This is a genomic window from Cohnella suwonensis (assembly GCF_042655365.1).
Lineage (GTDB): Bacteria > Bacillota > Bacilli > Paenibacillales > Paenibacillaceae > Cohnella > Cohnella suwonensis.
In genome coordinates this window covers 31,045-48,215 of record NZ_JBHSMH010000038.1, presented here as the reverse complement: position 1 = coordinate 48,215, position 17,171 = coordinate 31,045, and the positions used below count along the sequence as shown (strand labels likewise).

The following is a 17,171-nucleotide window of genomic DNA, read 5'->3' as shown; positions in this document are numbered from 1 at the left end:
TTAATGGAAACCGAAGTCGCGCAAACCGTCCACCATCTGCTATTGTTGTTCCTGCTCGTCTTCGCCGCGGGAATTCTGACGGGAAGGCTCGCGTCATGGATTAAAGTTCCCGACGTCGTGCTGTTCATCGGGGCGGGCATGATCTTGGGGCAAGGCTTGCACTGGATCTCCGAAGAGAGCTCGTCGCTGACGAACCAGCTCGTCCTATCGGCGGGATCCGCGCTGATCTTATTCGACGGCGGAAGGAACATCCGCTGGCACGGCTTAAAGCAAGTGCTCGTCTCCGTCACGCTGCTCAGCACCGTCGGCGTCGTCGTCACTGCCGGCATCGTCGGGCTCGTCGCCCATGAGGCGTTCGGATTGGATTGGATGACTTCGCTCTTGATCGGAGCGGTCATCTCGTCGACCGATCCGGCGACGATCATTCCCGTGTTTCGCCAAGTGACGGTCAAGCTGAGACTGAGGGAAACGGTTGAGAGCGAATCGGCTTTTAACGACGCGACGGGCTCCATTCTGACGTTCGCTTTGCTGGCCGCGATTGTGTCCGGAAGCTCGCCGAACGTCGGCGGCGTATCGCTCGACTTCGTCAAGACGGCGGTCGGCGGACTCGCGGTCGGATTCGCGATATCGGCCGCGATCGTTTTTCTCGTCGGTCACGCCAAATGGGGCTGGTTCCGCGATTACGCGGCGCTGTCGATGCTCTCCGTCGCGATTGCCGCCTACTTGGCGGGCGAATTGCTGCACGTGAGCGGTCTGATGGCGACATTCACGGCGGGTCTCGTATGGGGCAATGCCCGTCTGCTCGGCGTCTCGATCGACGACAAGCTGGAGGAAATGGGGCACGTGGCGGACAACGCCTCCGTTATGATGCGGATGTTCATTTTTATTTTGTTGGGCAGCCAAGTGAATTTCTCGTTGCTCGGACAGTATTTCTGGCCGGCGCTGGCGGTCGTCGCCGCGCTTGTCTTCATCGCCAGGCCGCTTACGGTGTTCTCGTCCGCATGGCCCGACCGCAGAACCCGATGGACGGGGAAAGAACTGCTGTTCATGTGCTGGGTCAGGGAGACGGGAGTCATTCCCGCGGCGCTGTCGGGCATGATCGTCGCGAGCGGTATCGCCCATGCGGATAAAGTGTCGGCGGTCGTTCTCATGGCGGTCGTATTCACGATACTCGTGCAGGCGAGCACGACGGCTTGGTTGGCGAGAAAATTGGGATTAGAGGAAAAACGTTCATCGTCGGGCGCATGAAAAATCCGCTTTTCGTTCACGATATAGTCGAGACGAGAAGCCGGGAGGAAACGGACGATGACGATGGCGCGACTAATAAAAGCGGTGATGGCGCTGATCGGCTCCGTCACCCTTTTCGTTTTCTGGGAGAACGGTCCCGATATCGCGCTCGCCAAGCCTTCCGGCATGAGATGGTCGGATATGGAGAAGAAGTACGAAGGAGCCTTCGTCTTATCCGCGCACGGGGATACGCGCAAAGTCGCCCTGACGTTCGACGACGTACCCGATCCGCGATTCACGCCGCAAGTACTTGACGTGTTAAGAAGAAAGAAAGTGACGGCGACGTTTTTCGTCGTCGGTACGCGCGCGAAGAAACATCCGGACATCGTCTCGCGCATCCGGAAGGAAGGCCACGATATCGGCAACCATTCGTATAGCCATCCCGACTTCTCCAAGCTGCCGCTCGCGAAGGTGCAAGATCAAATCGGGCGGGCGGAAGCGATCATCGACGGCATCGTCGGCTTCAAGCCGAGATTGGTTCGGCCGCCTTACGGAGAAATCACGGAGACGCAGCTCAGATGGGCGAAGCAACAAGGTTATACGGTCGTCAATTGGAACGTCGATTCTTCCGATTGGCGTCAGCTCAGCGCGAAGCAGATACTGCGCAACGTGACGCGTTCCGTCCGGCCCGGAGCCGTCGTGCTCATGCACGCGGGAGGCGGGGAAGGGCAAAATCTTAGCGGTACGGTACAGGCGCTTCCGGCATTGATCGATTGGCTTCGGCTTCACCGTTACGAACCGGTATCCTTATCGGAGCTGCTAGGCGTGAAGGAGTATAAATCATAAACGCAAGCGAAAACGCCTTCGGCGTTCAAAAAGGACCGGTTCGCTTCGCGTTCGTCGCGCGGCGTCCGGCCCTCTTCGTGTCGTTCCGTTATTTCAAAATGTAAACTTTAACGCTCTGGTAACCGAATCCGGATACGAATTGGCGGGTTCCCGGGACGAAGATGTCGATTCGGTTGCCCTTGATCGCGCTGCCCTTATCGGTAGCCGTGGCGATCAATCCGCCGTCCGGCAAGCCGGAAAAGTCGTATCCGGTCACGTATACGCGCGTGCCGAGCGGAATGACGTTCGGGTCGACGGCGATCGTGCCGAGCTTAAGCGGTTTGCCGAAGTAATCGACGGGACCCCAGCCATTCTCTTCGGCGGAATCGGAATAGGCCGTTGCTTTGATGTCCAGAACTTTGGAGAAGCCGAGCGATTGCCCGGCGGTCGTCGTGACCGATTGCGCGGTCACCGCGTTCGGCGAGGCTTTCGAAGCGGCGGTTATGCCGTTGTTCGGGATGACCAGCTTCAATCCCGCGTAAATGTTGAGCGGATCGATGTTCGGATTGACGTTCATCAATTTCTGAAGCGGAACGTTCAATTGCTTGGACAGCTTCCAGAACGTATCGCCTTCCTTGGCCGTGTACGGAGCGGTGGCCGCGTGGGCCGTCAACGACGGAAGCGCCAGGGCGGCGCCGAGTACTAGCGCGCTCGCGCGCGTTCCGAGCTTTTTCCAACTGTGCGTCATCTGAGATGTCCTCCTGATAATCGGCCGGCGAGGTTAGCTGTCGGGTTCGGACCGGGAGATCGGCCCTGCGCATCGCTGCGGTTCACCCCAAGTACATGGCGGATATGCATCCTGCACATACTTTCGATATTGTCCCCCGCACCGTAAGGTTTAGGCCGTGATTATGCCATGCCTTGGTATTCCCCTTTAATAAGGTTGTTCAAAAAGTCCGATTTTGATCACGAAGCGACCAGGAAGATTATTCGACATCGAATCTTGAAAACCGGACTTTTTGAACTTGTACTTAAGCGGGAAACAAAGCCAAGCGGCATATGTAAAAGGCTACCACAACGGGTATGCCCGATAAACCGGTAACTATAGGAAACGGCTCGCGCCAGGGTACGGCGACGGTCGGGTTACTCGATTCCGGGTCCGGTCCTGCGCGCGAAATAAGCGGTCGTCTCTTCGATCAGGTACCGGGTGGAAGGCGCGAGCCACGCGGGATCGCCGTGGATGAGGGACGTCGTCCGATTCGTTTCCTCGAGTTCTCTGATGCGGACCAGGTACAGATCGTTATCCGCCAAAACTTGCTCGCGCAAATACGACTTCGGCAGCAACGTTCCCGCCCGGCAAGCGGACAGCAGGCGGATGATCGCTTCGAACGAGTCGATCTCCATCCGGACGTCCGGTTTCAGCTTGTAGGTTCTGAACAGCTCGTCGGTCAGCGTGCGATACCAGGTGCCCGGGGCGAACAAAATCATCGGTAAACCGTTCAGATCGGTCATCTCCAGATGCGTTCTTTCCAATAGAATGTGTTTTCTGGGGAGGACAAGGATAAGATGATCGTCAAACAAGGGTAAACTGGTAATGCCTGGGTCGTCGACGACCGAAGAGGCGACGATGCCGAAATCGACTTTGCGTTCTTTGACTAGCGTCGCGATTTCGTGGGATTTGCCGGTAACCGCTTTGATTTCCAAGTTAGGATGTTTGCCGGTCATGGCCGTAATCAGCTCGGGAAGCGTCGTCTGAAGCGTCGTCAGGCTCGCTCCGATCGTCGCAACGGGAGCTTCCGTAGACTTGAAGGCGTTCAGCTTCTGCAAGTAGTCGCCGTGGAACCGTCGGAGATCCAACGCGAACTCGTACGTAAGCTTGCCCGCGGGCGTCAGCTCGAGCCTTTTCCCGATGCGGCGGAACAGATCGACTTCCAGCTCGGCTTCTAGCCGGGATAACCGGCGGGATAGCGCGGGCTGGGATAAATTCAGGCGGTCGGCGGCTTTGTTCAGGCTTCTCTGCTCCACGATCGCGGCGAACAAACGCATGTCTTCCAGCATGTTTCACAGCTCCTCTTATGCGCGTAGGTTATAAGGTTTAATATTAAATAAGCAGTTCCATTATAAGCGAAAATAGAGTAACCTTAATAGCGGTGACAAAATGGTGACGCTTGGAAATTCGTCGTCATCGTTGTCGAAGCACGGATGCGAAAGGAGAACGAACACACACATGGCAGGTAATTCCTACTTACCGAGAAAGCTTCACTCTTTGCTCGGCGTCATTCCGCTCGGGCTGTTCATCGTCGAGCACGCGCTGACCAACTACTCCGCGTTCGAAGGAGGACAGGAGGGCTTCTCGGACAGCATCGACTTGTTGAACAGTATCCCGCTCGTCTTCTGGATGGAATTGTTCGTCATTTGGCTGCCGATTCTGTTCCATGGCGTATACGGCTTGTACATCGCCTACCAATCGAATCTTAACACGGGTCGATTCAGCTATGGGCGCAACTGGGCGTTCACGTGGCAGCGGATTACCGGGGTCATCACGTTTATTTTCGTGGCCTGGCATTTCTACGAGACGCGATTCCAAATTACGCTCGGCAACGTTCGGCACGAGGATCTCGGCCAGCATATGAACGATATTCTGAGCAATCCCGTCGCCTTAACGGCATACGTCATCGGCGTCGTGGCGGCGATGTTCCACTTCGCCAACGGCTTGTGGGCGTTCCTCGTCAGCTGGGGCATTACGGTAGGCCCTCGCGCTCAGAAGGTATCTTCTAATATTTGCATGGTCATATTCGTGATTATGTCCGCGTTGTTCCTGCTGTCCCTCGTGGCGTTCCGCGGCGACGAATTCTCTTCGGACGCGGCGGCGTTGATCGGTTTCGCGACGCAAGGATAAGCATGAATCGCTCGATACAAACGGGTTTCGCTCCCCATCGGAACGAAGCCGTTTACTTGGGAGGAAAACATAGATGGCTACTCAAAAAGTAATCGTCGTCGGCGGCGGTCTCGCCGGACTGATGGCGACGATCAAAGCGGCCGAAGCGGGCGTGCGGGTCGACCTGTTCTCGCTCGTGCCGGTGAAACGTTCCCACTCCGTGTGCGCGCAAGGCGGCATTAACGGGGCGGTCAACACGAAGGGCGAGGGCGACTCCCCTTGGGAACACTTCGACGACACGGTATACGGGGGAGACTTCCTCGCGAACCAGCCGCCGGTCAAGGCGATGTGCGAAGCGGCGCCCGGCATCATTCACTTGATGGACCGGATGGGCGTCATGTTCAGCCGCACGCCGGAAGGCTTGCTTGATTTCCGCCGTTTCGGCGGCACGCAATACCACCGCACGGCTTTCGCCGGCGCGACGACGGGCCAACAGCTGCTGTACGCGCTGGACGAGCAAGTTCGCCGCTGGGAAGTGGCAGGGCTCGTTCAGAAGTTCGAGCATTGGGAATTCACGGGAGCCGTCCTCGACGACGACGGCGTATGCCGCGGCATCTCGGCGCAAGACCTGCGCACGATGGAATGCGTCACGTTCCGCGGAGATGCGGTCATTCTGGCGACCGGCGGTCCCGGCATTATTTTCGGCAAAACGACGAACTCCGTCATCAACACGGGAACCGCGGCGAGCGCGGTGTACCAGCAAGGCGTTCATTACGCGAACGGCGAGTTCATCCAAATTCACCCGACGGCCATTCCGGGCGACGACAAAAACCGCCTCATGAGCGAGTCGGCGCGCGGCGAAGGCGGACGCATCTGGACGTACAAAGACGGCAAGCCTTGGTACTTCCTCGAAGAGAAATATCCGGCTTACGGCAACCTCGTACCGCGGGATATCGCGACTCGGGAAATTTTCGACGTCTGCGTCAACCAGAAGCTCGGCATCGACGGCGAGAACAAGGTGTATCTTGATCTTTCCCACAAAGACCCGAAGGAACTCGACGTCAAACTCGGCGGCATCATCGAGATTTACGAGAAGTTCACGGGCGACGATCCGCGCAAGATCCCGATGCAAATTTTCCCTGCGGTCCACTATTCGATGGGCGGCTTGTGGGTCGATTACAACCAAATGACGAACATCCCGGGCCTCTTCGCCTGCGGAGAGTGCGAATACCAATATCACGGCGCGAACCGTCTCGGGGCTAACTCGCTTCTGTCCGCGATCTTCGGCGGCATGGTGACGGGACCGAAAGCGGTCGAATACATCAAAGGCTTGAAGAAGTCGGCGGAAGACGTATCCGAAAGCGTGTTCGAGCGCGAGCGCAACAAGCAGTCGAGCAAATTCCAGTCGATCCTGAAGATGGACGGCACGGAAAACGCCTACGTCATCGCGAAAGAGCTTGGCGAGTGGATGACGAACACCATGACCGTCGTTCGTTACAACAAGAAGCTCGAAGAAACGGTCGGCAAAATCAAAGAACTGAAGCAGCGTTACGCGAAAATCAACATCAACGACGTAGCGAACTGGAACAACTCCGGCGCCGCTTATACCCGCCAGCTGTGGAACATGCTGGAGCTGGCCGAATCGATGACCGTCAGCGCGCTATTGCGCGACGAGAGCCGCGGCGCGCATTACAAGCCGGAATTCCCGGAACGCGACGACGACAACTTCCTCAAGACGTCCAAGGCGACTTGGACGGCGGAAGGTCCGCAAATTTCGTACGAAGAGGTCGACACGTCCTTGATCAAGCCGCGTAAACGCGACTACTCCACCAACAAGAAGAAGGAGGGCTAAGCCATGGCGACGACAACAGCAACGGCAACCGCGCAACGCAAAGTCAAGTTTGTCATCACGCGTAAGGACAGTCCGGAAGCCGCTTCTTACACCGAGGAGTTCGAGGTGCCGTACCGTCCGAACATGAACGTCATTAGCGCGCTCATGGAAATTCAACGAAACCCGGTTAAAGCCGACGGCGCGAAAACGGCTCCCGTATGCTGGGAATCGAACTGTCTCGAGGAAGTGTGCGGAGCCTGCTCGATGGTTATCAACGGCAAGCCGCGCCAAGCGTGCTCCGCTCTCGTCGATAAGCTGGAACAACCGATCCGGCTCGAGCCGATGTCGACGTTCCCGGTCGTTCGCGACCTCGTCATCAACCGCGAGCGCATGTTCAACGCGCTGAAGAAAGTCAAAGCGTGGATCCCGATCGACGGCACGTACGATCTCGGACCGGGTCCCCGCATGGCCGAATCGAAGCGCCAGTGGGCGTACGAGCTGTCCAAGTGCATGACTTGCGGCGTCTGCCTCGAGGCGTGCCCTAACGTTAACGACCGCAACAGCTTCATCGGCCCCGCGTCGATCTCGCAAGTGCGTCTGTTCAACGCTCACCCGACGGGCGAGATGAACAAGCACGAGCGCCTGGAAGCGCTCATGGAAGAGGGCGGCATCGAGGGCTGCGGCAACTCGCAGAACTGCGTGCGCTCGTGCCCGAAAGGCATTCCGCTGACGACGTCCATCGCGGCCATGAACCGCGACACGACGAAGCAACTGTTCAAGCAATGGCTGGGCATGTAAGTTTATTTGTTCGACCGTCGAAGAGAGCTTAGGCTCTCCCGGCGGTTTTTTTTCATTTTTTGAACCTCGACGCTATAGCTGCCCATGTACGAACCTAGACTAACCTCGACGCTGTAGCTACCCATGCACATGCTTAGACTAACCTCTCTAACGTAGCTTAAGTGGAAAAAATACTACTAATTTCCACGAAGAATCGGCTAACTGAGAACTAAAGGGAAAATATGCATTTAATACTTCCAAAACGCCTCCATTTGGTCATGAGGAGGAAAATAAGCGTACTTTTTCCTTTTAGAATGTCAGGATTTCGAAATACGCCTTATTTAAATGCGTGATTTCCCTTTAGTTGAATCGCTTTGGGTCTAATTCCCCGCAGCTTGCTGCGTAGAACTAACTTGAAGTGATGAGAGGCGGGCTAGCTCAAATACTTGATTGCTTCTTTAGCGGCTTCGTAACGTACGATCCGCTCGCCGCTTCCTACTCGCACAGGCGTTAGCCATCCTTTCGCGACGAGCTGTTCGAGCAGCCTTTTCGTCGTGCGGGGATCCGTCTGCAGATATCGGCTTACGTCTATCGGGCGAATCGCGCCGGATTGCCGAAGGGCGAACCTCAATACTTCTTTTTCGCCGAATAAAGAAAGGGTTACTGGAGCGTCAGAGGCATGAAACTGGCTGAAGTACAAGCGAAGCAAGGTGATGCATTGGTTGGGGCGCTCGGCTACGTCGTCATACGTGAGACAGACGAGCCGATATCCAATCGCTTGCAGAAACAATTCGCGATTCAACTCGTTGTTGTAGCCGTTCCTGTCCATATCCCTGACGTGCTTGCCGAATCCTTTGATTTCGAAGAGGATGGTCAGCCCCCAAGGCGACTTCCAAGCGAAATCCGCGAAGTATGAACGTCCGCGCCAGTCGGCGATTTCATATTCGGGGTGTAGGCCCAGCAAGTTTCCTTTGAGCGGCCACCAGACTTGCTTCAGGAAAAGCTTTTCCCCGTGAAAATCGCGCGACTCCAGCCTTCCTTTCCGTTCTCCCGATCTCATCCGAATATGCGTAAGCATGAAATCGGAGTATGCGGTTTCGATATTCATTCCGGTTCCTCCCCCAATCATAAAAAACGCCCCTCCCAACAGCCGTTGGAAAAGGACGTTCTTCGTCTTGTGGATAGTGTACTCGATCCGAGAAAGTCTTGCAACGCGAGGCCGGAACTCGGCGAGTCGCGGAGTCCGGTTAATCGCCGTCGCGCCGGAGACTTACCGCCCGATCACTTCGGCCGCTTCGTCCAAGTACTCTTCGAGCGTCACTTTTTGCTTGACGACTGCTTTGGCGACTTCTTGGCCGACGTAACGGACGTGCCAAGGCTCGTACGAATAGCCGGTGATTTTTTCTTTGCCTTTCAAGAAACGGATGATAAAACCGTGGTTCGCCGCGTGGGAAGCTAACCACTTGCCTTCCTTCGTATCCGCGAACGTTTCTTCGAGGGCGTAACCGACGCTGGCGCTCGAAATATCCATGGCGAGGCCGGTTTGATGTTCGCTTTGTCCGGGACGCGCGCTTGTCTTGTTGGCGACTTCCTCGCCTTTCTTCTTCGCGTTCGCGGCGAACAACGCTTTCTGGGTTGCGTAAGAACGATAGCCGGATACGGCTTTCAATTCGATATCGTCGTCTTTCGCCGCCTGGAAGAGAGACTCGAGCGCATCGGCCGCGGCTTTGCGCATTTTTTTCTTCGGCGAGTCGCCGGAGAACGAGAACGGCACGTCTGGTACGACCAAATCTGGCGGCACGTAGTCGGACGGCAGATTGCGCTTCTTATTGGCGAGCACGAACAGGCTCGTCGCGTTCGTCACGACACCGAGATCGCCTTGTTTCTCGATCGTCGACGCCGGCAAATCTTCCGCGGAGATGACTTTGCCGAAGTCGAAGCCGTCGCTGCTCGGCGGTTTCGAAGTCTCGGCCGGTTTAGCAGGCTCCGACGGCTCGTCGGTCGGTTGGTCTTCGGGTTCCTTCGACGGATCCGGCGTGGCGGTCTCTGTCGCAAGCGGATCTACCGAAGGTTCAGGCATGACGGTAGCGGTCGCCACGGCGTCGGGCTTGTCCGTGGATTTTTCGTTTAACGCGTGAACGTGTGACCATAAACCGCCGACGATCGTGGCGGCGATAATGATATAGATGATTTTTTTCAACTTGCTCTCTCCTTTTAAGCGCGGTTCGGAACCTAAGATGACGAGGAGGAATGACGATATTCGACAGCATTCTACATACTAAACTAAAAAACTATCGAAAAAGTTGCGCGCATTCGACGAATTCCAGTAATCTCTGTCGAACCGAGGAGGACAAGGAAGAGGGACATCAAATTGGTTAAGGATAGATATGGATGGATATGGGGGAAATAGAGAATGACGTCCCGGAACAATCGAAAAGGCGCACGCGCTCGAGGTCGGCGATTCCGCGGCACGCTTGATCGCGCAACTAGGCGAACAATTGATCATTCCTCATCTGGGCTTCATGACGACGGTGGGCTTCGACGGAAACGTGATCAGCCAAGCCGGCGACGTTCCGGAAGAATTTTCGGACAAGCTTAAAGACCTGTCCATCGTGGATAAGGTGAAGGCATCGACGGATACGTACGGGTTGTTGCAGACGTCCAATGGACTCGCGATCGTCGCTGCATCGCAAAAGCGGGGCGGCCGTCGTTCGCGAGGCCGGCGGCGTGTTCGAGGATATTTCGAACGGCATCAAGGACATGGAATCGGAACTTCGGGAAATCGCGGCGGCTGGGCAGGAAATCGAAGCGCAGGTCGAGGAATTGTCGGCGCTCGTCGCGCAGACGGAAGCGATCTCGGAGTCGATCGCGGAGCGGTCGCAGGAAGTGGCGGACATCTCGGACACGCAGATGGGATCCGTCAGGATGGTGGCGGACGCGATGGTTTCCTTGTCCGGCCGCATTCGCGAGCTGGAGCAGGCGGTCAACAAGTTTAAGCTATAGTCGCGCGAACGAAGAAGGACCCCGCGAAGTCATCGAGGATGACTACTGCAGGGTCCTTCTACATTGCCGGCTGAACGCCGACCGTTACATCCAGTTCTCGCCCCAATTTTGAATGGAATGAATGACTTCATCCAAGTGGCGGCCTTTCTCGGTCAGTTCGTATTCGATGCGTACCGGCATTTCCGGATAGACGGTCCGCGTCAGAATGCCCGACGCTTCGAGCTCCTTCATCCGGTCGGTCAGCATTTTGTCGCTCATCTCCGGAATTTGCTCTTTGATGTCCTTAAACCTCTTCGGACCTCCGAGAAGCACGCGGATGATCAGTCCCGTCCATTTTTTGCCGAGCAGCTCGGCTGCCGATTCGTATTTGGGGCACATTTTGGAATAGTCCATGCCGATTCCCCCTTTGCTCTTATTCTAACATACTCACTTCCGAAAAGTAAGTAATTCGAAAACACGAATCGGCGCGGTTTCATGGCATTTGTTACACAAATGAAACATTCCTGTGATCTCCCTGTCTCAGTGACGGGCTATTATAATAAGCAAGACCCCCTTTTTTCATATGCTTGGAGCCTGCCACCGTTGGCGGGCTTCCTTTTTTTATGCGAAACGAGCCCAAGGGCTCGTTTATTATTTTGCTCGGATTGGTAACCGTTTTCATTTTCTCCCGAAAAGACGACACCAAATAGGAATATCCTATCCTCTACGCCATAGACGGAATGCCTTATACTGGAAATGTCTGAACGGGAATTATGGCTGTTTCGGCAACGCGACAGTTACGGTTTATTGGTTCCCGTCATAAACCATCGTCTCAGGAGGTGATAATTCAAGTTTCATTGTTCAAGCCGTCATCGGCATCGGTCAACCTCAAGCCCGCAAGCTTGCACGACCGCATCACCAATCGGCAAAGGAGTTGGTTAGATTGATAAGCGCCAGACGATTCGGGTTCCCGGCACTGATCGCTCTGCTCATCGTTGTTTGTCTTTATCCGGGTGTCCCAGCGTTTTCAGTGAATACCGCCCACGCCCAAGTAACGGGAAACGTAGACCGGGTGTATACGGACAAAGCCCGCTACGGCCCGGGCAATACGGTGCAGATCAAAGCGCAGCTCACGAACCACGGCGGTACAAGCTGGTCAGGTACTGCAGCGCTAGCCATATCGCATTTGGAAACTTCCGTCTATACCGCTTCGCAATCCGTTACATTGGCTAGCGGAGCGACGACCACGATCACATTCAGCTGGACGGCTCCGGCCACCGACTTCCAAGGTTACTTCGTCAAAATCGACTGCGGAGCGTTCGGAACAGGGACGACAGCGATCGACGTATCTTCGGATTTCGCTAAATACCCGCGCTACGGTTACCTCTCCGTTTTCCCTTCATCCGAGACTTCGACGCAGAGCACGGCGAAAGTGGATCAGCTTGCGCAAGACTACCACTTGAACGCCCTGCAATATTACGACTGGATGTGGCGGCACGATACGTTGTTCAAGCGCACGGGCGGAACGGTGGATGCGACTTGGCAGGATCTGTTCAACCGGACGATCTCCTGGTCCACGATCCAGAACCAAGTCGCCGCCACGCATAATCAGAATATGGCTGCCATGGCGTATGCGATGGTGTATGCCGCGCGCGAAGGTTACAGCACGTACGGAATCAGTCCGACATGGGGCATTTACTCCGATACGGCGCACGCAAGCCAAATGAACGTGGATTTCGGCAACGGATCGACGTACTTGTGGATGTTCGACCCGGCGAATACGAGTTGGCAAACTTACATTCAGAATCAATACAAGGACGCGGTCAACACTGCCGGATTCGACGGCATCCACGTGGATCAGATGGGACAACGCAACAATGTGTACAACTACGGGGGCAGCTCTATCGATTTGTCCGCGCGTTTTTCCCCGTTTCTTAACGCGGCGAAAACCGCTTTGACCTCCAATAATGCCTCCAAGAATAAGCTTGCTTTCAACATCGTCGACGGCTCCGTGGGCGGTTGGGCGGCGAACGACGTAAGCAAAAACGCGAACACGGATTTTAACTATAGCGAAATATGGTACAACTCGAACAGCTACGGCCAGCTCAAAAATTATATCGACTCCCTGCGGGCGAATAGCGGCGGAAAAGCGGTCGTTCTCGCGGGGTACATGGACTATGCCGAGAACATCGGGCCGCGGTACGAAGCGGAATCCGCGACCAAGGTCGGAGTGACGACGAATACGAACCATGCAGGCTATTCCGGTACCGGTTTCGTCGACCAATTCGACGCCGTCGGCGATTCGGTCACCTTCTCGGTGAGCGCGCCGGAGCAAGGACATTACTCGCTCGTGTTCGCCTATGGCAACAACATCGGCAGCATGGCGACCCGCAATATTTACGTCGACGGCACGCTCGTCCAATCGATCGGCTTCTACAACCAACCGAATTGGAACGCTTGGGCAAGCGACGCATGGCTGCAGGTCGATCTGACCGCGGGCACGCATACGGTTAAGGTTGCGTACGACGCGGCGAACGCGGGGGCGATCAACCTGGACAGTCTTACGCTCGGCACGTTCGACGACGCGTCCGTCCGGTTGGCCGACGCGATGATGGCGGCCAGCGGAGCGACGCATATCGAGCTCGGAGACGACAACCAGATGCTGCCGCACGAATACTACCCGAACCGCAGCAAGAGCATGCGCAGCTTGCTCGTAAACGCGATGAAAGATCACTATTCGTTCATTACCGCTTACGAAAACCTGCTGTTCGACTCCGATGTCATCAATAACGATTCGGGCAACCAGTTCGTCTCGATTGCGGGCCAGACGCTTAGCGGAGACGGAACGGGCAATACGATCTGGACGATCAATAAGCGAACGCCGGATTACGATATCGTCCATCTGCTTAATCTGAAGGGCAACGACAACCAATGGCGTAACAGCGCGACGGCTCCGACGACGCTATCGAGTCTGGCAACCAAAGTTTACGTCGGTCCGAACGAATCGGTCAGCCACGTCTATGTCGCGTCACCGGACATCGGCGGCGGGCTTACCTCCGAACTGTCGTTCACGACCGGGTCGGACGCCAGCGGCAACTACATCTCGTTCACCGTGCCGTCGCTGCAGTATTGGGACATGATCTACGTTAAACGTACGTTTACCGTTCCTTCGGGCAATCAATACGAAGCCGAGTCGGCGATCAAAACAGGAGTATCGACGAACACGAACCATTCGGGATACACGGGGAGCGGCTTCGTTGACGGCTTTAGCGGCGGTAGCGGCAAAGGGGTTTCCTTCCTCGTGAAGGCGGTAACCGACGATGATTACTCGTTGCGGTTCCGTTACGCGAACGGAGGTTCTGCTGCGGCGCGCGACGTATACGTCGACGGGGCTTACGCGGGCACGGTTCAGTTTCCGGCAACGGCGAATTGGGATACATGGGCAGACGGCGAGTTGACCGCGCATCTGAAGCCGGGCATTCATTCGATCGTCATCTGGGAGAGCGCGACAAGTCCGGGAGCGATCAATCTCGACAGGCTGAACGTGGACAAAACGTATATTTGGCAATTTGACCGGCAGATAACGACTGTGCCCGCGGGCTATCGGATCACTGTGCGCAATGGCGAATTCGGTTGGCTGCATTGGGGCGTTAACGGCTGGACCGGCGTGACCGATACGCCGATGTGGAGCAATGGTTCAACGGATGCGAGCCATAGTTTCGAAAATTCGATCGGACCGTTTACTTCGGGCACGACCGTTAATTTCACTTATCTCTGGGACGATAACGGCAACGGCATTATGGAAACGGGTACGGATAGGTGGGAAGGTACGAATTTCTCGATAACCGTTAGTTAAAAATCATTCTTGGGAGGGTTTCCCATGAGAGAAAGCAAAGGTTGGAAAAAAAGCGGGATGGTTGCGCTCGCGGCGGTATTGTTGGGTACGACGCTGCAGATGCTGGCTCCCGTCGTTCACGCCGATCCGCCGACTTCGCCATCGACGCAATCCGCGACAAGCCTCTATATGTCCAACTGGACGGATTCGATGAATATCTGGATGGCCAGCAAGCTATCTCAGAACGATACCGGAACGTTCGGCCCGCGGATCGGGGAGATGCGAATCAGCAACGATTTCAACACGAACCAGATCAAGGACTATTCGGGGTTTTTCCGGGATGAGTCGCATTCGGTCAAGTACGATCAGATTCATAACTTCAACTCCGAGGCGTACTACGACGACGGGGGTATATTGCGGACGAAGTATTTGGACTATAACGGTTCGAGCATGCCAGTGACGGTGACGAAAGACTACGCCATGGTGCCGAATCAGAACTTTACCGTCGCCACTTACACGTTCACGAATGCCGGGGGAAGCGCGGTCAATTACAACCTGCTAGAGCAAATTCACGTCAATAACAAGACGATCGGCGGCGCGAATTCAACCAACTCCGCTTCGTACGATAGCACCCGTAACGCTCTTATCGTCAACATGAGTAATTCCGGGCAATATTACGTGGCGCTTGGCGCGTTCCAGACCGCGACGGGGTATCAGGCCGGGGACGACACCGTGTCCAACACGAGCAGCAGCACGGTTGCTCCGTGGTACACGTTCGACAACAACGGTACGCTCAAGAACAACGCTAGCGTAACGGCGACGGATATCAGCGTAGCGTTCCAGAATTCGATTACGATTCCCGCCAACGGCTCGGTCACGTTATCCTTCGTGGCAACCGTACGCGACACGCTAGCCCATGCCCAAAGCTCGATCGACACCGCGCGCGCCCAAACGGCGTCTTACTGGTTCACGCAGACGCAGAACTCCTACGCTACGTGGCTTAGCGGAGGCAAATCGGTAAGCTTCGCCGACGACGGCATCAACAAAACGTACAAGAGATCGTTGATCGCGATCAAAAATTCGATCAATCCCGTATCCGGCGCGATGCCTGCCGCGACCAATCCGATCGCTTACGGTTACAAAGTGTGGGCGAGGGATAGCGCGGTGACGGCGATGATTCTCGACCAGGCGGGGTTTACGGCCGATGCCGAGAAGTATTGGTACTGGCTGAAAGACAGGCAACAAAGCGACGGCAGTTTCAAGACGACGTTTAATTTATGGGATAGCAGCTACGTTTCCTTCGTCGAGCCCGAGCACGATTCCATCGGAATCTATCTGATCGGAGCGTACTTGCACTACAAAATAACCGGTAGCTCGACTTTCCTGACGAACATCTGGACGAGTTATAAGAAATCCGCCGACTTCATTTACAACGCGATCGGAACGGATCCATACGGCTTCGGCCCGGCGGATGCGAGCATCTGGGAGGAAACGGTCGAGTATAATATTTTCACCCAATCGCTCTATGCGACCGGGCTCGATTCCGCGCAGTACATGGCGAGAGCGAAGACTCTTCCTGCGTTGGCGGACAATTATAACGGAGTAGCCAGCCAAATCCGCACCAACATCAACAAGAGCGACTCTTGGAGCCCGAAAGGGATGTGGAACGGAACGAGCTTCAACCGGGCGGTGTCGACGAGCGGAACGGCCAATACGTTAGTGGACGCTTCCTCTATGGCGGCGCTCGTATATGGTACGATCGACTCCGCTTCGTCCCGCGCGAGCAGCCATGTGTCGACCGTGCTGTCCCACCTCCAGCACGACACCTATGGAATCGCCCGTTACGACAGCGATAACTTCTACTACACGTCGCCCTATAGCCCGGCGGGCAACGAAGCCCAAAGCGACGAGCCGTCTTGGCCGCAAATGACTTCGTACCATGCGCTCTATTCCATCTACAACGGAGACTTGACGACCGCGCTGGCGGAGCTTAAGTGGATGGTGTCGAGAATGGGCGTCGGCTATATGGCGCCTGGGGAAGCCGTTTCTCGGATTACGCTGAAGCCGCTCCCGAGCACGATGGTCGAGCCGGTCACGGCCGCCTGGTTCGTCGTGACGGCGCTCGCTTACGGCGGTCAGGCCGACTTGCGCGTCATTCCGCCGCAGGAGAACGTGGGCGCGTACAAAGCGATCACGGTTACGACAACCGTGTCGAACGACCTCTCGCAGTACAGCAACGTGCCTTATTATCTCGACAACAACGCAAGCGTATCGGGTTCGGGAGACACGGACATTCAGCGAGTCTATATTAGCAATGACGCGAGCAACTTGTACGTGAGAATCAAGAACAAAAGCGGTAGCCTGTCGGCGTATAACACCGCGCCGCGTTTCGCGATGATGGTGTACGCCGAAGATTACAAGCACGGCGCCGCCGCGTCGCTCGGAACCGGCATGTATGGCGGAACGCTTGACCATAGCGCGCAGTATATGGTCGGTCGCTGGAGCGACAGCAGTACCTATGCGATGTTCAAGGTGTCCGGCGGGACGTGGACGTTCGACCATTTCATCACAAGCGTTATCGCTCCGCAGTGGAGCACGTCCAGCGGGGATATCGAAATGGTTATCCCTTTATCCGAATTGTCTAGCACCGGGGCGGTAGCGACAGGTGACTATTCCAACCTCAACGTCGTGCTCGTCCGTCAAAACCCGTCAACCTCCGCTTGGTCGGAGGATGACGTGCAGGCGCTGCACGACCGGAAGATGACGACGGGGGAAGCGTGGTTCTACGGTAACGTACAGTAAAATGCGGGGCCCGG

The 17,171-nt window shown here is 55.9% G+C and carries 13 protein-coding genes and 1 riboswitch; of the genes, 8 read left to right on the top strand and 5 right to left on the bottom strand.

Going from position 1 to position 17,171, the window contains the following annotated elements; translation table 11 throughout:
- The first annotated feature begins 3 nt into the window (after positions 1–3).
- Together ACFPPD_RS12530 and ACFPPD_RS12525 are read left to right on the top strand one after the other, a co-directional pair.
- The gene (locus tag ACFPPD_RS12530) at positions 4–1,248 is read left to right on the top strand and encodes a cation:proton antiporter (protein WP_209749862.1); all 1,245 of its coding nucleotides are present in this window, start codon (positions 4–6) and stop codon (positions 1,246–1,248) included.
- A gap of 57 nt (positions 1,249–1,305) precedes the next feature.
- Positions 1,306–2,073 carry a polysaccharide deacetylase family protein gene (locus ACFPPD_RS12525; RefSeq protein ID WP_378082389.1) on the top strand — a complete coding sequence of 256 codons (768 nt, stop codon included), beginning with the start codon at positions 1,306–1,308 and terminating at the stop codon, positions 2,071–2,073.
- A gap of 88 nt (positions 2,074–2,161) precedes the next feature.
- On the opposite strand, the gene ACFPPD_RS12520 is transcribed toward ACFPPD_RS12525, so the two are convergent.
- Complete coding sequence (locus ACFPPD_RS12520; RefSeq protein WP_209749863.1) at positions 2,162–2,800, bottom strand: 3D domain-containing protein; 639 nt, start codon at positions 2,798–2,800, stop codon at positions 2,162–2,164.
- Between the two features lie 5 nt (positions 2,801–2,805).
- A riboswitch (cyclic di-AMP (ydaO/yuaA leader) is annotated at positions 2,806–2,967 on the bottom strand.
- A 228-nt stretch (positions 2,968–3,195) separates the two neighbouring features.
- Positions 3,196–4,110, bottom strand: coding sequence for a LysR family transcriptional regulator (locus tag ACFPPD_RS12515; protein ID WP_209749864.1), 915 nt, complete (start codon positions 4,108–4,110; stop codon positions 3,196–3,198).
- 169 nt (positions 4,111–4,279) lie between these two features.
- On the opposite strand from ACFPPD_RS12515, the gene ACFPPD_RS12510 reads away from it, so the two are divergent.
- The 3 genes from ACFPPD_RS12510 to sdhB all read left to right on the top strand — a co-directional run bounded on the left by ACFPPD_RS12510 (position 4,280) and on the right by sdhB (position 7,559).
- Positions 4,280–4,951 (top strand): succinate dehydrogenase cytochrome b558 subunit, encoded by a 672-nt coding sequence (locus ACFPPD_RS12510; RefSeq protein WP_209749865.1) that lies wholly within the window; start codon positions 4,280–4,282, stop codon positions 4,949–4,951.
- Between the two features lie 73 nt (positions 4,952–5,024).
- On the top strand, positions 5,025–6,782 hold the full coding sequence (sdhA, locus tag ACFPPD_RS12505) for a succinate dehydrogenase flavoprotein subunit (protein ID WP_209749866.1): 1,758 nt from the start codon (positions 5,025–5,027) through the stop codon (positions 6,780–6,782).
- A 3-nt stretch (positions 6,783–6,785) separates the two neighbouring features.
- Positions 6,786–7,559: a succinate dehydrogenase iron-sulfur subunit gene (gene sdhB, locus ACFPPD_RS12500; protein WP_209749867.1), complete on the top strand. Its 774-nt coding sequence runs from the start codon at positions 6,786–6,788 to the stop codon at positions 7,557–7,559.
- A 412-nt stretch (positions 7,560–7,971) separates the two neighbouring features.
- Here the strand turns inward: sdhB and ACFPPD_RS12495 are convergent, their stop codons facing one another.
- Positions 7,972–8,646, bottom strand: a complete 675-nt coding sequence (locus tag ACFPPD_RS12495; RefSeq protein ID WP_209749868.1) for a hypothetical protein — start codon at positions 8,644–8,646, stop codon at positions 7,972–7,974.
- Positions 8,647–8,808: 162 nt separating this feature from the next.
- Positions 8,809–9,738, bottom strand: coding sequence for a D-alanyl-D-alanine carboxypeptidase family protein (locus tag ACFPPD_RS12490; RefSeq protein ID WP_378082387.1), 930 nt, complete (start codon positions 9,736–9,738; stop codon positions 8,809–8,811).
- Between the two features lie 464 nt (positions 9,739–10,202).
- Between ACFPPD_RS12490 and ACFPPD_RS12485 the strand changes: the two genes are divergently transcribed.
- Positions 10,203–10,541, top strand: a complete 339-nt coding sequence (locus ACFPPD_RS12485) for a hypothetical protein (RefSeq protein ID WP_209749869.1) — start codon at positions 10,203–10,205, stop codon at positions 10,539–10,541.
- A gap of 84 nt (positions 10,542–10,625) precedes the next feature.
- Here the strand turns inward: ACFPPD_RS12485 and ACFPPD_RS12480 are convergent, their stop codons facing one another.
- On the bottom strand, positions 10,626–10,934 hold the full coding sequence (locus ACFPPD_RS12480) for a winged helix-turn-helix transcriptional regulator (protein WP_209749870.1): 309 nt from the start codon (positions 10,932–10,934) through the stop codon (positions 10,626–10,628).
- 616 nt (positions 10,935–11,550) lie between these two features.
- Between ACFPPD_RS12480 and ACFPPD_RS12475 the strand changes: the two genes are divergently transcribed.
- Positions 11,551–14,376 (top strand): glycoside hydrolase family 66 protein, encoded by a 2,826-nt coding sequence (locus tag ACFPPD_RS12475; RefSeq protein ID WP_209749871.1) that lies wholly within the window; start codon positions 11,551–11,553, stop codon positions 14,374–14,376.
- A 24-nt stretch (positions 14,377–14,400) separates the two neighbouring features.
- A complete protein-coding gene (locus tag ACFPPD_RS12470; RefSeq protein WP_209749872.1) occupies positions 14,401–17,157 on the top strand; it encodes a glycoside hydrolase family 15 protein in 2,757 nt (918 codons plus the stop codon).
- The last annotated feature ends 14 nt before the right edge of the window (positions 17,158–17,171 follow it).